The 20,428-nt window shown below is 70.3% G+C and carries 12 protein-coding genes and 2 pseudogenes; 4 read left to right on the top strand and 10 right to left on the bottom strand.

The genetic code is table 11. The features are described 5' to 3' along the window. Window positions 1-55: 55 nt before the first annotated feature. The 8 genes and pseudogenes from ACH5AF_RS26775 to ACH5AF_RS26810 form a co-directional block, all read right to left on the bottom strand. On the bottom strand, window positions 56-451 hold the full coding sequence (locus ACH5AF_RS26775) for a cell division protein SepF (RefSeq protein ID WP_398904942.1): 396 nt from the start codon (window positions 449-451) through the stop codon (window positions 56-58). An 84-nt stretch (window positions 452-535) separates the two neighbouring features. Then, window positions 536-5,920, bottom strand: coding sequence for a pullulanase-type alpha-1,6-glucosidase (pulA, locus tag ACH5AF_RS26780; RefSeq protein WP_398904944.1), 5,385 nt, complete (start codon window positions 5,918-5,920; stop codon window positions 536-538). Between the two features lie 98 nt (window positions 5,921-6,018). After that, window positions 6,019-7,395, bottom strand: a pseudogene (locus tag ACH5AF_RS26785) (alpha-amylase family protein); the annotation flags it as partial. A gap of 478 nt (window positions 7,396-7,873) precedes the next feature. Beyond that, entirely contained in the window at window positions 7,874-8,938 is a 1,065-nt protein-coding gene (locus ACH5AF_RS26790; RefSeq protein WP_398904946.1) for a LacI family DNA-binding transcriptional regulator, read from the bottom strand. Beyond that, a complete protein-coding gene (locus ACH5AF_RS26795) occupies window positions 8,926-10,575 on the bottom strand; it encodes a glycoside hydrolase family 13 protein (protein ID WP_398904948.1) in 1,650 nt (549 codons plus the stop codon). The genes ACH5AF_RS26790 and ACH5AF_RS26795 overlap by 13 nt, the downstream gene beginning before the upstream one ends. A gap of 83 nt (window positions 10,576-10,658) precedes the next feature. Further along, window positions 10,659-11,525, bottom strand: a complete 867-nt coding sequence (locus ACH5AF_RS26800; RefSeq protein ID WP_398904950.1) for a sugar ABC transporter permease — start codon at window positions 11,523-11,525, stop codon at window positions 10,659-10,661. Then, window positions 11,522-12,529, bottom strand: coding sequence for a carbohydrate ABC transporter permease (locus ACH5AF_RS26805; RefSeq protein WP_398904951.1), 1,008 nt, complete (start codon window positions 12,527-12,529; stop codon window positions 11,522-11,524). Before ACH5AF_RS26805 ends, ACH5AF_RS26800 begins: the two co-directional genes overlap by 4 nt. 21 nt (window positions 12,530-12,550) lie before the next feature. Then, window positions 12,551-13,825 carry an extracellular solute-binding protein gene (locus ACH5AF_RS26810; protein WP_398904953.1) on the bottom strand — a complete coding sequence of 425 codons (1,275 nt, stop codon included), beginning with the start codon at window positions 13,823-13,825 and terminating at the stop codon, window positions 12,551-12,553. A gap of 348 nt (window positions 13,826-14,173) precedes the next feature. Here ACH5AF_RS26810 and ACH5AF_RS26815 point away from each other — a divergent pair, with 348 nt between their 5' ends. The 4 genes and pseudogenes from ACH5AF_RS26815 to ACH5AF_RS26830 form a co-directional block, all read left to right on the top strand. Next, window positions 14,174-15,208 carry a LacI family DNA-binding transcriptional regulator gene (locus ACH5AF_RS26815; RefSeq protein WP_398904955.1) on the top strand — a complete coding sequence of 345 codons (1,035 nt, stop codon included), beginning with the start codon at window positions 14,174-14,176 and terminating at the stop codon, window positions 15,206-15,208. A 30-nt stretch (window positions 15,209-15,238) separates the two neighbouring features. Beyond that, the gene (locus ACH5AF_RS26820; RefSeq protein WP_398904956.1) at window positions 15,239-15,523 is read left to right on the top strand and encodes a substrate-binding domain-containing protein; all 285 of its coding nucleotides are present in this window, start codon (window positions 15,239-15,241) and stop codon (window positions 15,521-15,523) included. Window positions 15,524-15,836: 313 nt separating this feature from the next. Beyond that, window positions 15,837-16,529 carry a TetR/AcrR family transcriptional regulator gene (locus tag ACH5AF_RS26825; RefSeq protein WP_398904957.1) on the top strand — a complete coding sequence of 231 codons (693 nt, stop codon included), beginning with the start codon at window positions 15,837-15,839 and terminating at the stop codon, window positions 16,527-16,529. Between the two features lie 56 nt (window positions 16,530-16,585). After that, window positions 16,586-17,239, top strand: a pseudogene (locus ACH5AF_RS26830) (endo alpha-1,4 polygalactosaminidase); the annotation flags it as partial. Here ACH5AF_RS26830 and gdhA read toward each other — a convergent pair. Next, entirely contained in the window at window positions 17,217-18,560 is a 1,344-nt protein-coding gene (gene gdhA / locus ACH5AF_RS26835; RefSeq protein WP_398904959.1) for an NADP-specific glutamate dehydrogenase, read from the bottom strand. The pseudogene ACH5AF_RS26830 and the gene gdhA overlap by 23 nt on opposite strands. 167 nt (window positions 18,561-18,727) lie before the next feature. Beyond that, window positions 18,728-20,386: an FAD-dependent oxidoreductase gene (locus tag ACH5AF_RS26840; protein ID WP_398904961.1), complete on the bottom strand. Its 1,659-nt coding sequence runs from the start codon at window positions 20,384-20,386 to the stop codon at window positions 18,728-18,730. Window positions 20,387-20,428: the final 42 nt, after the last annotated feature.

Here is a 20,428-nt window from a genome sequence, read left to right on the forward strand (position 1 = left end):
GGGACGGTACGCAGTGTGATCAGCGCCGAACCGTTCCGTCGTGGCCGCCGTCCTACTAATGAGGGACGACGTCGGCCTCGGCGCCTTCCACCTCGGTGCCGGCGGGCGCCAGGAGGAACACGTTGCGGTCGACGCGGTGCATCGCGCTGCCGAGTCCGAAGACGACACCACTGCTGAAGTCCAGGATGCGCTTGGCCACTTCGGTGTCGGCCGCCGTCAGGTCCAGCAGGACGGGCGTCCGGTTGACGAGGTACTCGGCGACCTCGCGCGCGTCGGCGAAGACCTGCACCCGCAGCACGACGAAGCGACGGTTCTCGGAGACCGCGTAGTCCTGCGGGACGGTCCGGTGGTCCACCCGCGACGGCCACTCGTCGCGACCGCGCAGTGGCACCACCTGGGCCAAGCCCTCCCACTGCTCGTCGGTGACGTCGTACCTCTCGTACCTACTCATGGGACCATCCTCCCGTCCCTCACTCGTTCGGCCCAACAGCGACACGGTGAGGGACGGGAGAACCTTCGGTGGGCGCCGGAGGCGTCAGCCCCGCACGAAAACGGCCACCGTGCGGGCCGGGACGGAGAACGTGCCCGTGCTCCTCGCGTACGACGAGGACTTGACGACCTCGTCCGCGCCCGAGCCCTGGATGCGGTGGAGCCCGTACGGCGTGCCCGCCAGTTGCGTGACCCGCTGGGTCTGCCGCTCCGGCGTGGCGTTGAACACCACGACGAGGTCACCGAGCCGCATGGTGATCACGCCCGGGGTCTCGTCCCTGCCGGACAGCGGGAAGGAGAGCGCGGACTGGACGTCCGCCGCGGTGGCCAGGCCGAAGGCGGGCTCGGTGGTCCGGACCTCGAGCAGGTCACGGTAGGCGGCCGAGGTGCCGTCGATCTGGTCGCACTCCACGGTGAGCGCCGGATCCGTCAGCAGCGGCTTCGCGTACCCCCACTTGGGCTTGTTGTCCGCGGCGGGCGGCAGGCCGCGTCCGAAGCCGTTGCCGTCGCGGCAGTCCCAGTGGATGGCGTTGAACCAGTCGCCGCTGTCGTAGGAGTTGCGGTCCAGCGACTTGGAGCGCAGCAGGTCGGTGCCCGCCTGGGAGAGCGCGGGCCCCTGCGACAGGGCCGAGGTCGCCATCGCGAGCACCTGCATGCGCGCCCGGTCCGCCGCCGGGGTGCCGGCCGGGAGCTTGAAGGCGAGGGCGTCGTACAGCGTCTCGTTGTCGTGGGCGTCCGCGTAGGCGAGCGCGTCACCGGGCGCCGCGGCGTAACCGGCCGGGGAGCCGTTGTAGTCGACCTCCGAGCCCTTGACCTCACGGCCGCTGGTGTCCGTGAAGGAGTACGTCGCGAGGTTGCCGGACAGGCCCACCTTGATCAGGTCCTGGTAGTGCAGCAGCCGCGCCCGCTGCTCGGCCTCGGTGCCGTTGGCCTTGGAGGTGTTCGGATCGGTGTAGAGGCCCGAGGCGAAGCCCTGCACCCCCGGGTCCCCGTCGAACGGGCCACCGCCGCGCACGGCGTCGCGTGCCCGGTCGGAGAAGGTCGCGATGCCGGTGCCGGCCATGTTCTTCTGGGTGGCCTGCACGAAGCGGGCGTCGTCGGCGATCTCGCCGAAGTTCCAGCCCTCCCCGTACAGGACGATCTCCTTCCCGTCGACTCCGTCGCGTTCGATGGTCAGCTTGTCGAGCGCGGCACGCACCGCGAGGATGTTGGCCTTCGGATGGTGGCCCATCAGGTCGAAGCGGAAACCGTCCACCTTGTAGTCACGCGCCCAGGTCACCACCGAGTCCACGACGAGCTTGCCCATCATGGCGTTCTCGGGCGCGGTGTTGGCGCAGCAGGTGGAGGTGGCGACGGAGCCGTCGGCGAGCAGCCGCTGGTAGTAGCCGGGCACGATCTTGTCGAGGACGGACTTGTCCGCCTGACCGCTCGCGACCGTGTGGTTGTAGACGACGTCCATGACGGTGCGCAGGCCGTCCTCGTTGAGGGACTTCACCATCTGCCGGAATTCGACCGTGCGCTTCGTGCCGTCGGGGTCGGTGGCGTAGGAGCCCTCGGGGACCGTGTAGTGCAGGGGGTCGTAGCCCCAGTTGTAGGCGTCCTTCGCGGCGGCCTCGGCGACGCACGCCTGCTGCTCCTCCGAGTCGGGTGCGTAGATCTTCAGGTCGCACTCCGGCTGCTGCTGGTCGCCCTTCCTCTCGGGGATGGTGCCGATGTCGAAGGCGGGCAGCAGGTGGACGTAGGAGGTGCCGGCGTCGGCGAGCGCGCGCAGATGCTTCGAGCCCTTGCTGTCCTTGTCGGCGAAGGCGAGGTAGGTGCCCCGGTGCTCGGCCGTCGGGTCGGCGACGGAGAAGTCGCGGATGTGCAGCTCCTGGATCTGGGCGTCCTTGAGCGGCACGGCGGCCGGCTTCTTCAGCGCCGACCAGCCGGGCGGGGCGAGGGAGGTGTCCGAGAGGTCGACGACGATGCTCTTCTGCGAGTTCGCCGTCAGGGCGAGCGCGTAGGGGTCGGTGACCTTGTTGCTGACGATCTTCTGGACGCTCGGGGCCCAGACCTTCACGGCGAAACGGTAGGTCTCCCCCTTCCAGTTCTTCCTGCCCTTGACCGACCAGACGCCGCTTTCGTCGTCGCGGCGCATGGCGACGGTCCTGCCGCCGAGCTCCAGAGCCACCTGCTGCGCCGTCGGCGCCCACAGCCGCAGCGTGGGCACGCCCTTGCTGTCGAAGGTGGCGCCGAGCGACGCCTTGGTGGCCTTCGCGGCATACAGGTCGTCGAGCACTCCGGCGATCTGGACGCCGGTGGCGGTGACCACGGCACCGTTGGCCGCGTACTGCGCCGCCACGAGCTGTCCGCGCAGCGCCTCACGCACCCTGTCCCGGTCACGCGGGTCGACGGACCAGGCGGCGTACGCCTTCAGATGCGGGAACCGCGCCTTCTGCGCATCGGTCAGCTCCGCCTTGTTCAGCCGCAGCACCCGGCGCTCTCCGGTCAGGGCACCGTCCTCGACGGCGATGGAGCCGTCACGCGAGTAGAGCAGGGCGCTGGAGGCGGCGGCGTCGCTGCCGTTCCAGGCCACGGTGTGCTCGTCGACCCAGACGGCCTGCGCCTTGGACAGGTCCAGGGCCGCGCCGCCGCCCTTGGGCTGCGGCAGCAGGTACTTCTCCTGACCGGCGAGCAGCCACACCTCGTGGCCGTTCGCCTTGAGGTCGAGCGACTGGTCGGACGGCAGGTCCTTCTCGTCGCCCTTGTGCAGGATGTAGCTGAGCGAGGTCGCACCCGCCGCGAGCGGCACCTCGAAGACCGCACCGTACGCGTCGGTCCGCACGGGCTCCAGCGGCTTGGACCAGTCGGTGGGGCTCGCCGCGCCGGTCCAGGTGTGCAGTCCCCAGCCCGCGTGGTCGCCGTCCGCCCGCTTGTAGTGCAGTACGGCCTTGGACGTGTCCTGGGGCGGGTAGGCGCCCTCCGGGGCGGTGCCCAGCACCTCCGGCTTGCCCTGCTCGATCCAGACCTCGCCGGTCTTCGACAGGTCGATGGTGCGGTCGGCGTCGGTGTCCTTCACACCGTCCTTGTTCACGGCGATGAAGCCGACCGAGGAGGCGCCGGGCTTCAGCTTCACGTAGGCGAAGGCGCCGTACGCGTCCCGGCCGGTGAAGGGCTTGCCCGCGGGCCAGGTGGCGCCTTCGCCGTCGGCGATGTCACCCCACGTGTACAGGCCCCAGTCGGCGTAGTCGCCGTCCGCCCGCTTGTAGTGGACGACCGCGTAGTCCCGCTGGGTGGCGGTGGGCGGCTGCTCGACGGCGGGCGCGCCGCTGGTCGTCGTGGCCGTGGCACTCGCGGTGCGGCCCGCGCTGTCGACGACGACGGCCTTGTAGCGCAGGGCGGTTCCGGCCGGCGCGGTGATGTACTGGGTGACCCTGTACGGGGCGTGGTCGGCGGAGCCGAGGACCTGCCACCTGCCGTTGCCCACCTGAGCGGCGAACACGACCCGGTTCAGCTGCCCGCCGTCGGTGTCGGCGGCGATCTCGACGGTGCCGGTCGCACCCGCGTCGGGGGCCTTGAGCGTGACCGTGGGCTTCGCGGCGGGCGCGGCCAGCGGCTTGGCGGCCTTGAGCACGAGCGACGAGAGCGCCGGGACGGTGACCTCGACGGTGGCGTCGCCGCCGCTGCGGACGGTGGCGTCACCGCCGTGGATCGCGAGGAAGGCGGTGTCGGGTGAACCGGTCGGGATGCGGACGGTCTTCGCGGCGTCCGCGTTGTTCAGGGCCACGACGTACTCGGTCCTGGCCGCGTGGTCCGTACGGGAGAAGGCGTACACGGAGCCTTCCGCGTAGCGCTGCTGCTGGATGCCGTCCCGCAGCGCCGGGTGGGCCTTGGTCAGCTTCGACAGCGCGGCGACGGACCGGTACAGCGGGTGCGCCGTGTCGTACGCGTCCTCGGAGTGGGTGCGGTCGGTGCCGAGCTGGTCGTCGTCGAGGTAGTCGGCGGTCTTCGACGCGAACAGGCTCTGGCGTGCGTCCTTGTCGCCGCCCGCCCCGGTGTAGCCCTGTTCGTCGCCGTAGTAGACGACCGGGTTGCCGCGGGTGAGGAACATGAGCTCGTTGGCGAGCCGGTAGCGCTTCAGCAGCTCGCTGTCGCCGGCCTGCGGGTTGTCCTGCCGCAGGAAGGTGCCGAAGCGGCCCATGTCGTGGTTGCCGAGGAAGGGCACGGACTCGTAGGCATTGGCCTTGTCCGTGGTGTAGCGGTAGTCCTGCGCGAAGAGGTTCGCCAGTTTGTCGGCGGAGCCGCCCTGGGAGACGTAGCCGCGTGCCGCTTCCTGGAAGGGGAAGTCGAGCGTGGCGTCGAGGCGGCCGCGGGTGACGTACGGCGAGGTGATCGCCGGATCGGCCGAGTAGACCTCGCCGAACATGAAGAAGTCGTCCCGGCCGCGCTTGGCCGCGTAGGCGTCGAGGGCGGTGGCCCACTGGGTCCAGAACTCGGTGTTGACGTGCTTGACCGTGTCGATGCGGAAGCCGTCGATGCCGAAGTCGCGCACCCAGCGCTGGTAGATCTTCGTCATTCCCTCGACGACCTCGGGACGCTCGGTCCACAGGTCGTCGAGGCCGGAGAAGTCACCGTGGGCTGCCGACTCGCCCGCGAAGGTCGAGTCGCCCCGGTTGTGGTACATCTCCGGGTCGTTGAGCCAGGCGGGGACCTTGACGTTCTTCTTCGCCTCGGGCACGACGGGTGTGCGAGGGAAGGAGTCCGGGTCCGTCCGCGGGAAGCCGCTGCCGCCGTCCGCGTAGTCGCTGTCGTCGAACGGCTCGCCGTCATTCGTGAGGTACGGGAAGGCTCCCTTGGACAGATAGCCGTACGACTTCTCCTTGTAGTCGACGACATCGGCGGTGTGGTTGGTGATGACGTCGAAGAAGACCTTCATGCCCTTGTCATGGGCCTTGTCGATCAGCCTCTCCAGGTCGGCGTTGGTTCCGAAGTGGGGGTCGACCTGGGTGAAGTCGGTGATCCAGTAGCCGTGGTAGGCGGCGCTCGCGTCCTTGCCCTGGCCTTGGACGGGCTGGTTCTTGAAGATGGGCGCCATCCAGATGGCGGTGGTGCCGAGCCCCTTGATGTAGTCCAGCTTCTCGGTGAGTCCCTTCAGGTCACCGCCCTGGTAGAAGCCCTTGTCGGCCGGGTCGAAACCGGTGGTCGTCCGGGTGCCGGTGAGGCCGCCGCGGTCATTGTCGGTGTCGCCGTTGGCGAAACGGTCCGGCAGCACGAAGTAGAACTGTTCGCGCGTCAGGTCGTGGCGGGCCGGCTGGGCGGCCAGGGCTCTGTCCGAGGGCGGCGGGGGCGGCTTGGGCGCGGCCGCCGCCGGAAGGGCGGGAACGAGCGCCGCGACCGTCGCCGCGGCGACGGCGGCCGCGCTCGGGCGCAGGCGGATACGGAGGCGTATCACACGGATCTCCTGGATGAGGGTGGTGGTGAGCGGGTGCCAAGGTGCCGCCCCGCTCCGGGAGGAGGAGCGGGGCGGTGGGCGAGTTGTGGACGTCAGCCGCAGGTCCGTGCGCCGGCGTGCAGCGCGACCGCGGTGTTCGGGCCGAGGGTCGCTGTGAACTGGCCGGAGCCGTTCACCGTGACGGGCCTGTTGTTCTGGACGTCGCAGTAACTGCCCGAGGGCAGCGAGGTCTGGAAGGTGCGGGTCAGCGGCCACGTCTCGTGGTTGATGGCCACATACGCCCGGGATCCGCGGCCGAAGGCGATCTGGTCGCCGCCGTTGTCCCACCAGTTGGTGACGGACTGCCCCCGGGAGACGTTGCGGAAGGCGACCATCGAGGAGATCTCGCGCCAGGCGTGCTGGCACTTCCACCCGTCGCTCCAGCAGGCGTTCACCTGTCCGCCGCCTGGCGGCCCGGCGTCCTTGTCCGACCACTCGTAGCCGGAGTGGATGTCGGGCGCGCCGTAGGGCCAGGCCAGCATGAAGACGTTCGCCAGGGTGTAGTCGGCGCCGTTCTTGTAGGTGAGGGTGTCGCCGCCGCGCTCGGTGTCGTGGTTGTCGACGAAGACGCCGGACTTCGCGGACTCCATGTAGCCCCAGCCCTCGCCGTAGTTCTTCAGGTAGGCGAGGTTCTCGTTCTGGAAGACCCGCTTGAGGTCGCGGGCGTAGCGGAACTCCTGCACGTCGCCGTTGCCGAGGTACTCGCTCGGGGAGACGGCCTCGCCCGCGCCGTATATGGCCTCCTGCTTCCAGTACACGGACGGGTTCGTCAGCTTGGCCTTGATGGCCGCAAGATCGCCCGCGGCCATGTGCTTGGCGGCGTCGATGCGGAAGCCGTCGACTCCGAGCGACAGCAGGTCGTTCATGTATCCGGCGATCTTCGTGCGGACGTACTCCTCGCCGGTGTCCAGGTCGGCGAGCCCGACGAGCTCGCACTCCTGCACGTTCCAGCGGTCCTGGTAGTTGCTGATCTGCGAGGTGCAGTTGTTCACGTCGTACCAGGAGTACAGACCCGGGTAGTCGTACTTCCCGTACGTGGAGCCCCCGGTGCCGGTGCCCGAGCCGGCCGCCATGTGGTTGATGACGGTGTCGGCGACCACCTTCACGCCCGCGGCGTGACAGGTGTCGATCATGTTCTTGAAGGCGGTGCGGTCGCCGAGGCGGCCCGCGATCCGGTAGCTGACGGGCTGGTACGACGTCCACCACTGCGAGCCCTGGATGTGTTCCTGGGGCGGCGAGACCTGGACGTAGCCGTAACCCGCGGGACCGAGCTGGTCCGTGCAGGCCTTGGCGACCGAGGAGAACTTCCACTCGAACATCACGGCGGTGACGTCCTTGTCGCCGGGCGGGGCGGCCTGTGCGGGCGCGGGCGCCGTGACGGCCGCAGCGGCTCCCGCCAGGACGGCGAGCGCAGCGGCCACGGTGGTGCGGGCCATGTTTCCTCCTGCTCTTCAGGGAGGTGCGGATGCGAGGGTGCAGCCTCGTACGGTCAACGCGCCGTGCCCGCAAGGCCTTTGAGGATTCTTGTGCAAGAAGTCTGAAACTCGTTGCGGTCGAGACCGTACGACCCGCCCCGCGACCGGGTCAACCCTCCGGACAGGGCTTCATGACGACTGGATGACGGCGGGAAAACGTGGCCGTTCCGTGTCCGCAAACTCTTTCGCAAGCTATTGCAGCGGTGTTACGTTCAACCACGACTCCGGTCCGGCCCGTACCTGACGCCGTGGTCGATCGGGGCGAGGGCCGTTGGCGGTCACCCCGCGCGGGTGGCTTCCACGGGGTCTGCGCCGGCCGGGGGTCCCGGTCCAATACCGGGCCCCACGCGCCCGGCCGGCCGGACCGGCCCCGTCTGCATCCGCACCCGGCTGCGGATGAAGCCGGATCCGGTCGCGCAGGAGCAGCCGGATCCGGTCGCTAGAGAGCCGGGGGCGCGCCCGTGGAGCCGCGCACGACGAGTTCCGGCTGAAAGACGAACTCCGTGCGCTGCACCGGATTTCCGTCGATCTCCTCGATCAGCGCGTCCACCGCGGCCGTGGCCATCGCCTGCACGGGCTGACGCACCGTCGTGAGCGGCGGGTCCGTGAACGCGATGAGCGGCGAGTCGTCGAAGCCGACCACCGAGACGTCGCGCGGCACGTCGAGGCCGCGGCCGCGCACCGCGCGGACGGCGCCGAGCGCCATGAGGTCGCTGCCGCACACGATGCCGGTGCAGCCCGCGTCCAGCAGTGCGCCGGCGGCGACTTGGCCGCCTTCCACCGAGAACAGCGTCCGCCGGATGAGGCCCTGGGCCTCGTCATGAGCGATGCCCAGCAGGGAATGGAGGGCGGCGACGAACCCCTCCGCCTTGCGGCGGGAGGGGACATAGCGCGTGGGGCCGACGGCGAGGCCGATGCGTTCGTGCCCCAGCTCCACGAGATGGCGTACGGCCATGCGCGCGGCCGAGCGGTCGTCGGGCGAGACGAAGTGCGCGTCGACGCGCTCGTTGAAGCCGTTGATGAGGACGAACGGCACGCGCCGGGACGCCAGTTTCACATAGCGCGAGGGGTCGGCAGAGGTGTCCGCGTGCAGCCCGGACAGGAAGACGATGCCCGTGACACCGCGCTCCTCCAGCTGCTCGACGAGCTCGTCCTCGGTGGCGCCGCCGGGCATCTGCGTGCACAGCACGGGCGTGTACCCGTGCCCGGCCAGCACCTGCTCGATGACCTGGGCGAACGCCGGGAAGATCGGGTTCGTCAGCTCGGGGATGACCAGCCCGACCAGCCCGGCACTGCGCCGTCTTAGCCGCACGGGGCGCTCGTAGCCGAGCACGTCGAGCGCGGCCAGCACCCGGTGCCTGGTCGGCGCGGCGACACCGGCCTTGCCGTTGAGCACCCGGCTGACGGTGGCTTCGCTGACCCCGGCCTGGAGGGCGAGGTCAGCGAGCCTGGGGACGGCGTGCGTGGCGTCGCCCCGAGGCGGAGGGACCGTCACACCGCCCACCAAGCGGTGGTGTCGGCAGGCACCTCGGCCGCATCGCCGTCGACGCGCACCGTCGAACTGGCCAGCAGCAGCTGCCCGTAGGCAGGCAGGGTTACCGGCTCGGACGTCGTGTTGGCGACGCAGACGAAGCCGCCGCGGCGCAGGACGAGCACGCCGTCGGGGGCGTCCAGCCACTCCACGGCGTCGCCCGCTCCGAGTTCCTGCCGGGCGCGGCGCACCGCGAGGGCGCTGCGGTACAGCTCCAGCGTGGAGCCCGGGTCGCCGGTCTGCGCCTCGACGCTGAGCGCGGCCCAGCTGTCGGGCTGCGGGAGCCAGCTGCCGCCGTTGCCGAAGCCGTACGAGGGGCCCTCGACGGTCCACGGGATCGGCACCCGGCAGCCGTCGCGGAAGCCGTCCTGGCCGGCCGCGCGGAAGAACGACGGGTCCTGGCGCACCTCGTCCGGCAGGTCGGTCACGTCGGGCAGGCCCAGCTCCTCGCCCTGGTAGAGGTACGCGGAGCCGGGGAGCGCCAGCATCAGCAGTGTCGCCGCGCGGGCGCGGCGCAGGCCGAGCTCGCGATCGCCGGCGGTGCGGATCTGGGTGCCGAGGCCCGCGGGGTTGGCGAAGCGGGTGGCGTGCCGGGTGACGTCGTGGTTGGACAGCACCCAGGTGGCGGGGGCGCCGACCGGGCGCATCGCGTCCAGCGACAGGTCGATCACGGCGCGCAGCTCGACGGCGTCCCACGCGGTGCCGAGGTACTGGAAGTTGAACGCCTGGTGCAGTTCGTCGGGGCGCACGTAGTTCGCGGTGCGTTCCACGGTCGGCGTCCATGCCTCGGCGACGGCGATCCGCTCCCCGGGGTACTCGTCGAGGATCTTGCGCCAGCTGCGGTAGATCGCGTGCACACCGTCCTGGTCGAAGAACGGCATGACGTCGTTGCCGAGCAGCTTGAGCTGGTCGTGGCTGCCCAGGTCGGGCAGGCCGTCGGCCTTGATCAGGCCGTGGGCGACGTCGACGCGGAAGCCGTCGACGCCCATGTCGAGCCAGAAGCGCAGGATGGAGCGGAACTCGTCGGCGACGGCGGGGTGTTCCCAGTTGAAGTCGGGCTGCTCGGGTGCGAACAGGTGGAGGTACCACTCGCCGTCCTCGGTGCGGGTCCACGCCGGTCCGCCGAAGATGGACTCCCAGTCGTTGGGCGGCAGTTCGCCGTTCTTCCCCTTGCCCGGCCGGAAGTGGTACCGGGCCCGCAGCGGGGACCCCGGCCCTTCGCGCAGCGCACGCTTGAACCACTCGTGCCGGTCGGAGGAGTGGTTGGGCACGAGGTCCACGATGATGCGCAGGCCGAGTGCGTGGGCGTCGCGGATGAGCGCGTCGGCGTCCAGCAGGGAGCCGAACATCGGGTCGATGGCGCGGTAGTCGGCGACGTCGTACCCGGCGTCGGCCTGCGGGGACGCGTAGAAGGGGCTGAGCCAGACGGCGTCGACGCCGAGGTCCTTCAGATACGGCAGCCGGCTGCGCACGCCTTCGAGGTCGCCCATGCCGTCGCCGTTCCCGTCGGCGAAGCTGCGCGGGTAGACCTGGTAGATCACCGCGTCGCGCCACCAGCTCGTGTCCGTGCCGGACGTGGGAGCGGCGGGGGCGGCAAGGTGCTGGGTCATGTCATCCCTGAAGGTCATGGGGTGGGGTGCGGCGCCGGCCCGGGGGTCGGACACGGACCGGCGACGCCGCTTCATATGGTGGTTCAGCCCTTGACGGCACCGGCGGACATACCGGTCACCAGATGCCGCTGGGCGAAGAGGAACACGAGGCCGGCGGGGACGGCGATGAGCACGGAGGCCGCGGTCATCAGCCCCCACTGGGCTCCGTACTGGTTGACGAACTTCTGCAGGCCGCCGGCCAGCGTCAGGTTCTCGTCACCGACCAGGAACGCGGAGGCGTAGGCGACCTCGCCCCATGCGGTGATGAAGGAGTAGAACGCGGTCACCGCGATGCCGGGTTTGGCGAGCGGCAGGATCAGCCGCCAGAACGTGCCGAACGGGGTGAGGCCGTCGACCTGCCCGGACTCGTCGATCTCGGCCGGGATGGTGTCGAAGAAGCCCTTCATCATCCAGGCGCAGAACGGCACGGCGATCGTCAGATAGGTGATGACGAGGCCGGTGGCGCTGTTGAGGAGCCCCAGGGTCGCCATGATGTTGTAGATCGGCACGATCAGCACCGCGACCGGGAACATCTGGGTGATCAGCAGGGTCCACATCAGCCCGCGCTTGCCGGGGAACCGGAAGCGGCTCACGGCGTATCCGGTGGTGGCGGCGATGAAGACACCGAGGACGGTGGTGAGAGCCGCGACGATCAGCGAGTTCGCGAACCAGGCCAGGAACTCCGTGTCCCCGAGCAACTGCCGGTAGTTGGCGAGCGTCGTCTCCTTGACGAAGTCCGCGGTGTTCGCGTACCTGGCCGGCTTCAGCGAGGTCAGCAGGACCCACAGCACAGGGAAGACGGCGATCACTGACGTGACGATCAGCGTGGCGTGCAGCCCGAAGGAAGCGAGCGGCGAACGCTCGCCGCGGCGGCGGACCTTGGCCGGGGGCGTGGTTGCTGCGGTGGTCACCAGGCTTCTCCCTGCTTGCGGAGGACTCGCCGGTAGACCGCGGCGAAGAGCATCAACAGGACCAGGATCAGGACGCCCCAGGTGGACGACTGGGCGAAGTCCCGCGGGCTGATCTCGAAGGAGAACTTGTACGCCTGAGTCACCAGGATCTGCGTCGCCTCGCCGGGACCGCCCCGGGTGAGGAGGAAGATCACCGGGAACATGTTGAACGTCCAGATGGTGCTGAGCAGGATCACCGTGGTGCTGACGGAACGGAGCCCCGGCATGGTGATGTTGCGAAAGCGCTGCCAAGCCGTGGCGCCGTCCATCTCGGCGGCCTCGTAGAGCTCACCGGGTATGGACTGCAGTCCGCCGAGCAGGGCGACCATCATGAACGGCACACCGAGCCAGACGTTCACCGCGATCACCGACAGCTTGGCCATCGTCGGGTCGTTCAGCCACGGGACCGCGTCGATCCCGCCGCCGGCGAGGACGGTGTTCAGCAGTCCGCGGCGCTCGTCGTAGAGGAAGCGCCAGGCGAAGACGGAGACGAAACCGGGAACGGCCCACGGGAGGATCAGCAGCATCCGGTAGAAGGAGCGGCCGGCGATCCTCCGGTTGAGCATGTTGGCCAGAGCGAGACCGATGGTGAAGGTGATGGAGACGCAGGCCACGGTCCACACCAGCGTCCACCCGAGCGTCCCGAGGAACTGGTCACCGGTCAGGGCATCGGTGTAGTTGTCGAGGCCGACGAACTCGTAGGTCGCGGGGATCTCGTTGACACCGATGGTGCGCGCGACGTTGCGCTCCGTGGCGTTCGTCAGGGACAGGTAGATCCCGCGGACGAGCGGGTATCCGATGATCACGCCGATCACGACCACGACCGGAGCGACCATCGCCCAGGCGTACCAGTGGATCGAGACGGAACGCTTGAGCTTTCCCTCGGGCTTGCCAGTACCGCGGCTCCGGCCGCGGGCGTCGTCGCCCGCGGCCTGCGCCACCGACTGGCTGGTGTCCACAGCCATCAGCCGGTCAATCCTCCTTGGTTACTTCCAGTCCTTGAGGAGCTTTCGGTACTCCTCGCCGACGGCCTTGACGCCGTTCTCCGGGGTGGTCTGGCCGGTGAGGACCTTGGTGTACTCGGTGACCAGCGGGGCGAAGAGGCTGCCGGTCTCGGGGATCCAGGGACGCTCGACGGCCTTGTCGACGACCGGGCGGAAGAAGTTGACGTTCTCGTTGCCGGCGACGCCCGGCTGCGAGTAGACCGAGTTGCGGGTCGGAAGCAGGCTGAGATCCTTGGCGATCTTGGCCTGGTTCTCTGCGTTGGTCATGTACTCAACGAAGGCGTAGGAGGCGTCCAGGTTCTTGGACCCCGCGTACACGGCGAGGTTGTGGCCGCCCTGCGGGGCGCCCTGGCCGGCCGTGCCGGCCGGGACCGGGGCGATGCCGAGGTTGGACTTGTCGGTGAACTGTGCACCCGCGTAGGTGTCGGTCACGGCCCACGGGCCGTTGATCATCATGGCGACCTTGCCTTCCTTGAAGGCGGCCTGCATGTTGTCCCAGCCGTTGGTGGCGTCGGTGATCGCGGCCTTGGAGTCGACCAGGTCCTTGACGACCTTCATCGCCTTGACGCCGGCCTCGTCGTCGACCGTGACGGTCTTCTTCTCGGCGTCTACCAGGTCGCCGCCCTCACCGTAGAGGAAGGAGAGGAACCAGTAGGCGTCGTCGCCGCGGAGGTAAAGGCCGGTCTTGCCGGTCTTCTCCTTGATCGTGGCGGACACCGTCTTCAGCTCGTCGACGGTCTTGGGGACCTCGACACCGGCGTCCTTGAAGATCTTCTTGTTGTAGAAGATGCCCATGGAGTCGATGACCTGCGGCACCGCGTAGGTCTTGTCGTTGTAGACGGTGGACGCGGCGGCCTGCTTGAGGAAGTCGTCCTTGTCCTTGAGGGCAGCGGTGCCGTCGAGCGGCGCGAGATAGCCGAGATCGGCGAACTCCGGGGTCCAGGCGACCTCGGAGCGGATGACGTCGGGGGCGCCGGAGCCGGACTGCGCGGCGTTCTTGAACTTGTTCTGCGCCTCACCGAACGGCACATTGACGTACTTGACGGTGACCTTCGGGTGCTGCTTGGTGAAGTCCTCGGCCATCTTCTTGAAGACCTTGTCCTCACTGCCGACCGTGGAGGTGTCCCACCAGGTGACCGTGCCGCTGAGCTCGCCGGAGCTGCTCTTGCCACCCTTGTCGCCGTCGTCCCCACCGCACGCCGTCGCCGACACGGCCAGTGCCGCGACCAGTGCAGTGGCCGCTATGCCACGCCGCATGTGAACTCCTTCAACTGAGCCCGGAAGGGCGGAGGCGAAAACCTGCCTCCCGCCGTCCGCTCCCTCGCGGCGCCGGGTTGCCAGGAACGTAACAGGGCTGAAAACCATCGGAAAGACCTTGCCGCAAATTTCTGCAAGGACTGCTGATCGTTACATCCGCGTGTCCGGAGAGTTGCCGTCGAATTCCTTGACACCGTTCCCCACACAGGGTGAGGCCTGCCGCAAGGCGTCCGCAACCACTCCGCAAGGTTTTGCAGAGCTGTGATCGGACCCTCACACCGTCGGGCCGCAACCGTCCGAATCCGTTGTGTGGTGGGCAATCCCCTGTATGACCGGTACAGTCCTGACATGACCGCGCGGCTCGCCGATATCGCAGCCCAGGCGGGGGTCAGTGAAGCCACAGTCAGCCGCGTGCTCAACGGCAAGCCCGGTGTGGCCGCGGCCACCCGCGAGTCCGTCCTTGCCGCACTCGACGTGCTCGGCTACGAACGGCCCGTGCGGCTTCGGCAGCGCAGCGCCGGCCTGGTCGGTCTCATAACCCCCGAGCTGGACAATCCCATCTTCCCCGCGCTGGCGCAGGTGATCGGCCAGGCGCTGACCCGCCAGGGATACACCCCCGTCCTCGCCACCCAGACACCCGGCGGCTCCACCGAGGACGAGCTCACCGAGATGCTGGTCGACCGGGGGGTCTCCGGCATCATCTTCGTCTCCGGTCTGCACGCCGACACCACCGCGGACATGGAGCGCTACGACCGGCTGCGCGCCCAGGGCGTGCCGTACGTCCTCGTCAACGGCTTCTCCCCCAAGGTGCAGGCACCCTTCGTCTCTCCCGACGACCGGGCCGCCATGCAGCTGGCGGTGACCCATCTGGTCTCGCTCGGCCACACCCGGATCGGCCTCGCCCTCGGGCCCAGGCGGTTCGTGCCCGTGCTGCGCAAGATCGAGGGATTCCAGGCCGCGATGCAGGAGCGGCTGGGGCTCACTCCGGAGGAGTCGCAGGAGCTGATCCAGCACTCCCTCTACACGCTGGAGGGCGGTCAGGCCGCCGCCTCCGGGCTCATCGCCCGCGGCTGCACGGCGATCGTGTGCGCCAGCGACATGATGGCGCTCGGCGCGATCCGCGCGGCGCGGCAGCAGGGGCTGCACGTGCCGAAGGACATCTCGGTGGTCGGCTTCGACGACTCGCCGCTCATAGCGTTCACCGATCCGCCGCTGACCACCATCCGCCAGCCCGTGCAGGCGATGGGCCAGGCGGCGGTCCGCGCGCTGCTGGAGGAGGTGGGCGGGACCCCGGCCCCCCACAGCGAGTTCGTGTTCATGCCGGAGCTGGTGGTGCGCGGCTCGACCGCGTCGGGGACGAAGAGGTCCGGCTCCGACCAGTGACGGGGCCGCGGCCGGTGCGGCGGCCCGGGGATGCGGGCCCGCCCGTCCCGGGATGGATGGCCACGGGAGCGCTCCCCCGCGCTGCGCGCGGCCGGCCGGTGGGTGCCCGAGGACGTCGCGGTCGTCGGCTTCGACGCCTCCCCGCCGGCCCGGCGCACCGATCCGCGGCTGACCACGGTCCGTCGGCCGGTGGAGGAGATGGGGCGCACGACGGCGGGCGTCCCGTTCGAGCGGATGCGTCCCCGGGGCCTCGGCCGCCGGGCGGCGCAATGGGGTGCTCCGGGCCGAGCTGATCCCCGCCGATGCAGCGCGTAGCGGCATGTCCGCATCGTCGTCCGCCCGCAGCGCGGGGGACCACGGGGTCCGGTGCCACTCGGCTTCGGGGTCGACGCAGGGCGGGCCCTCCCGCTCACCGGCTGTGGGCAAGCGCGCTCGGCGGATCGGGCCGGGACGACGTGTGCGGACACGACGTGGCACCGTCGCCTGCGCCGGAGCGCGCGCCGTCCGCGGTGAGCGGACAAGGGGCGGCGCACGCCCGGTGCATGGCCCGTGAGCTCCTTGGGCGGCTGCTCGCCGCTGTGCAAACATGAAGGCCTGTCCGTGCGACCCCCGGCCCTGAGGTACTGCTGTGACGAAGCCCGCCGCCCGCGAGCCGCAGAGGCGCAACTCGCGCTCCAACCGCGCCCGGATACTCGCCGTCGCACGCAGCGAGCTGGCCTTCAACCCGGACACCACGCTGGAGGAGATCGCGCGGGCCGCCGGCGTCGTGCGTCGCACCGTCTATGGGCACTTCCCCGGTCGTACGGCCCTGCTCGAAGCGCTCTCCGACGAGGCCGCCCAGGCGCTTCAGGCCGCCGTCGGCACCTTCACCGCGGCGGGCGCCGCGGACGAGCCGGCCGAGCGCGCGCTCGCCCGTTTCGTGCTCACCATCTGGCCGGTCGGCGACCGCTACCGCATGCTGATCGCCCTCGCCCGGCGCGACCTCGGCGTCGACCACATCACCGAGGTCCTCTCCCCCGCGCGCGCGGCGGTGAAGGCGATCCTGGAACGGGGCCAGACGGCGGGGTCGTTCCCCTCCCATGTGCCGGCGCCCGCGCTCAGCGCGGCCCTGGAGTCCCTGACGCTGTCGCTGCTGGAAAGCGTCAACGCCCGTTCCTGGAAGGACGACGGGCAGGCGACCGCGATCACGACGCTCATCGCGGCGGGCGTCCCCGCCCGCCGCGCGGAGACCGAGGTGCTCGACCTCGTGGCGCACGCCCGGCCCGTCTCCCCGGCGGCCGGCGAGGCGGAAGCGACCGCAGACGCCGAAGCAGAGGGCTGATGCGCTCGATGTCCCGGCTGCGTGCCGCGGCCGCCGTCACCGTCCTGCTGATGGTCATGAGCGCGTGCGCCACGGGCGCGGAGCCCGAGCCGCGCCCCACCGCGCCCGGTCCCGACGGGGACGGCGTCCGCCTCCCGGCCGCGGGCGCGGTGTTCGACTACCAGCTGGGCGGCGCCTATCCGCCGGGAGACGACGTGGAGGCCGTCTCCCGCGACCGCGGCGCCGAGCCCGTGCCCGGCCTCTACAACATCTGCTACGTCAACGCCTTCCAGACGCAGCCCGGCGACGCCGTCACCTGGTGGCGCGAGCATCACCCCGATCTCCTGCTGCACGGGCGCGACGGCGGACTCGTCGTCGACGAGGACTGGGACGAGCCGCTCCTGGACATCTCGTCGGCCGCCAGGCGCGGGGCGCTGCTCGACGTCGTCGGACCGTGGATCGACGGCTGCGCCGAGCGCGGTTTCGACGCCGTCGAGCCCGACAACCTCGACTCCTACACCCGCTCGGACGGACTCCTCACCGAGGCCGACGCCATCGCCTTCGCCCGCCTGCTGGCGGACCGGGCGCATGAGCGCGGGCTCGCGATCGCCCAGAAGAACACCGCCGAACTGCTGTACGCGCGCGAGGACATCGGCTTCGACTTCGCGGTCGTGGAGGAGTGCGCGCGCCACGCGGAGTGCCCCGACTTCACCCGCGCCCACGCCGGCCGCGTCTTCGACGTCGAGTACGAGCGGGGCGACTTCGCCGCCGCGTGCCGGGCCCGGAGCGCTCGGACGTCTCGTAGCAGACGCGGTGGATGTCACCCATGATCAGGGTCAGTTCGTTCTCCACGCGGGCGGACGTCCAGGCGTCGCGGGAGGAGTTCTGACGCATCTCCAGGGCGCTCACGGCGACGCCGCCGGCATTGGCCGCCTTGCCGGGGCCGAAGGCGACGCCCGCCTCCTGGAGGACGCGCACCGCCTCGGGCGTGCAGGGCATGTTGGCCCCTTCCGAGACAGCACGCACACCGTTGCGGACGAGGGTGAGGGCCTGCGGGGCGTCGAGTTCGTTCTGGGTGGCCGAGGGGAAGGCGAGGTCGGCGGGCACGTCCCACACGCTGCCGCCCGGAACGTAGCGGGCGGAGGAGCCGCGGCGCTGCGCGTAGTCGGCGACGCGTCCGCGTTCCACCTCCTTGACGTGCTTGAGCAGTTCGACGTCGATGCCCTTCTCGTCGACGACGCAGCCCTGGGAGTCGGAGCAGGTGACGGGATGGGCGCCGCTGGCGGTCAGCTTCTCGATGGTGTGGACGGCGACATTGCCGGAGCCGGACACCACGGCCGTCAGTCCCGCCAGTTCCTCGCCGCGGCGGCTCAGCATCTCGGCAGCGAACAGCACGCTGCCGTAACCGGTGGCCTGCGTACGGAACGCGGAGCCGCCCCAGGCGAGTCCCTTGCCGGTGAGCACCCCGGACTCCCAGCGGTTGGTGATGCGCCGGTACTGGCCGAAGAGGTAGCCGATCTCGCGGGTGCCCACGCCGATGTCACCGGCCGGTACATCGGTGTGCTCTCCGATGTGCCGGTGGAGTTCGGTCATGAACGACTGGCAGAAACGCATCACTTCGGCGTCCGAGCGGCCGCGCGGATCGAAGTCGCTGCCCCCCTTGCCGCCGCCGATGCCGAGCCCGGTGAGCGCGTTCTTGAACACCTGCTCGAAGCCGAGGAACTTCACCACACCGAGGTTGACCGAAGGGTGGAAGCGCAGACCGCCCTTGTACGGGCCGAGCGCGCTGTTGAACTCAACCCGGAATCCGCGGTTCACGTGGACCGCGCCGTGGTCGTCCTGCCAGGGCACCCGGAAGATGATCTGCCGCTCGGGCTCGCAGAGCCGTTCGAGAAGCCCCGGCTCCGCGTACTCGGGACGCGCCGCGAACACGGGCCCCAAGCTCTCCAGGACCTCCCGGGCCGCCTGGTGGAACTCGGGCTCGCCCGGATTGCGACGGTGGAGTTCCTCGCGGAGAGCGGTCTGCCGGTCCTTCGCGGGTGAAGCTGTCACAGCATGTCCCTTCCTGCCCGGCCGGCGCGGTCGGTGCCCGGCCGGGACGGTGGTCCGGTGTCGTTGCCGGCGAGGAGTACGGCCGCCCGGCCGGATGCGTTCACACCGGGCGGGCCCGCCGGACACCCCCGGCCGCCTGCCTGCGGACGCTATCAGGCAGGTGGCGCTCAGCCGCGTCCCGCCGGTGAACGGTGGAGCAACGACTCCAGCGCGTCCGACAGCACCGCTTCGGGGTCGGGCACGGAGCCGGCCGATCGCCAGGCGACGAAGCCGTCCGGCCGTACGAGGAGGGCCCCTTCGCCGGTCGTGCCGTGCGCGGCCCGCCAGTCGACGCCGGTCTCGGGCACCAGGTCGGCGTCCGGGCCCTCGCCGATGCGGTACGCGTCGAGCGGTGCCCGCAGCCGGGCGGCGACGCGTGCCCCCGCCGCGTGCCAGGCGCCGCCCCCGGGTCCGGCGTCGCTCAGCAGCACGAAGGAGCGCTCGTAGAGGTCGAGGGTGGAGATCATGCGGTTGTCTCCGGCGCGATGCACCCACAGGTGCGGGGCGCGGCTGCCGGGTTCGCCCGAGAGGGCCAGTTGCCCGGGTACGACGGGGAGTCGGGGGTCGGCGCCCAGCACGGCGCCGCCGCGGTAGCGGTAGCCGAGCGCGACCGTGAGCATCCCGCTCTGCCTTCCGCCGCCGCCGGGGGCGGGCGAGTAGCCGGGGTGGCTGTGCTCCTCGGAGCGGGCGGAAGCCCGCTGGCCGGTGGCGACCGCGACCGGTCGGCGCTCGGCCTCGTAGGTCTCCAGCAGGCCGGGGCCCGCGGTGCCGCCCAGGACGGCGGCGAGCTTCCAGGCGAGGTTGTGGGCGTCCTGGATACCGGTGTTGGAGCCGAACGCACCGGTCGGCGACATCTCGTGTGCCGAGTCGCCGGCGAGGAACACGCGGCGGTCCGCGTACCGTTCGGCGACCCGCTCGGCGGCGTGCCACGGCGCCTTGCCGGTGATCTCGACGTCCAGGTCGAGGGCGCCGGTGGCCCTGCGGACGTGGGCGATGCAGCGCTCGTCGGTGAAGTCCTCGAGCGTCTCGCCGTCCTGGGGTTGCCACGGCATGTGGAAAACCCAGTTCTCGGCGTTGTCCACGGGCAGCAGTGCTCCGTCGGCCGCCGGGTCGGTGAGATAGCAGACGATGAAGCGGCGGTCCCCGACGACGGCCGCGAGACCGTGCGAGCGGAACGTGATGCTCACGTTGTGGAAGAGATCGCCCGGTCCCGACCGGCCGATGCCGAGCCGTTCCCGCACCGGGCTGCGCGGGCCGTCGGCGGCGACGAGGTAGTCGGCGCGCACGGTTTCGAGCCGGCCGGTCACCCGGTCCTCGACGACCGCGAAGACCCCGGTGTCGTCCTGTTCGAAGGAACGCAGCTCGGTGGAGAACCGCAGATCGCCGCCGTGCTTGCGGGCGTGCTCCAGGAGCACCGGCTCCAGGTCGTTCTGGCTGCACACGCACCAGGCCGACGGGCTGAAGCGGGAGGCGCCGCTGCTGTGCTGCACCTCCTTGATCAGCCATTCACCGCCGCCTCCGGTGAGCGAGGGGGTCTGGAGGATGCCGTGGTTGCCGGCGAGGACCTGGCCCGCCTCGCGGATGTGCTCCTCGACGCCGGCGGTGCGGAACACCTCCATGGTCCGCACGTTGTTGCCCCGCCCGCGGGGATGCCTGGACGTGTCGGAATGCCGCTCGACCAGCATGTGCTCGATGTCGAGCCGACCGAGGAAGAGTGACGTGGACAGCCCCACCAGGGAGCCGCCCACGATGAGGACCGGTACGCGTACTTCTGCGTGTTGTTGCATCGACAAGCTCCTGCTGCGGCCGCCGGAAAGGGGACGACCTTT

It is taken from the genome of Streptomyces sp. NPDC018833 (assembly GCF_044390825.1).
Taxonomy (GTDB): Bacteria; Actinomycetota; Actinomycetes; order Streptomycetales; family Streptomycetaceae; genus Streptomyces.

What these genes read in the sequence shown, in the direction of transcription:
- ACH5AF_RS26795 (WP_398904948.1), bottom strand. Translation starts at nt 10,575, where the DNA reads ATGACCCAGCACCTTGCCGCCCCCGCCGCTCCCACGTCCGGCACGGAC.
- ACH5AF_RS26840 (WP_398904961.1), bottom strand. Translation starts at nt 20,386, where the DNA reads ATGCAACAACACGCAGAAGTACGCGTACCGGTCCTCATCGTGGGCGGC.
- ACH5AF_RS26810 (WP_398904953.1), bottom strand. Translation starts at nt 13,825, where the DNA reads ATGCGGCGTGGCATAGCGGCCACTGCACTGGTCGCGGCACTGGCCGTG.
- ACH5AF_RS26815 (WP_398904955.1), top strand. Translation starts at nt 14,174, where the DNA reads ATGACCGCGCGGCTCGCCGATATCGCAGCCCAGGCGGGGGTCAGTGAA.
- ACH5AF_RS26805 (WP_398904951.1), bottom strand. Translation starts at nt 12,529, where the DNA reads ATGGCTGTGGACACCAGCCAGTCGGTGGCGCAGGCCGCGGGCGACGAC.
- ACH5AF_RS26820 (WP_398904956.1), top strand. Translation starts at nt 15,239, where the DNA reads ATGCGGGCCCGCCCGTCCCGGGATGGATGGCCACGGGAGCGCTCCCCC.
- ACH5AF_RS26775 (WP_398904942.1), bottom strand. Translation starts at nt 451, where the DNA reads ATGAGTAGGTACGAGAGGTACGACGTCACCGACGAGCAGTGGGAGGGC.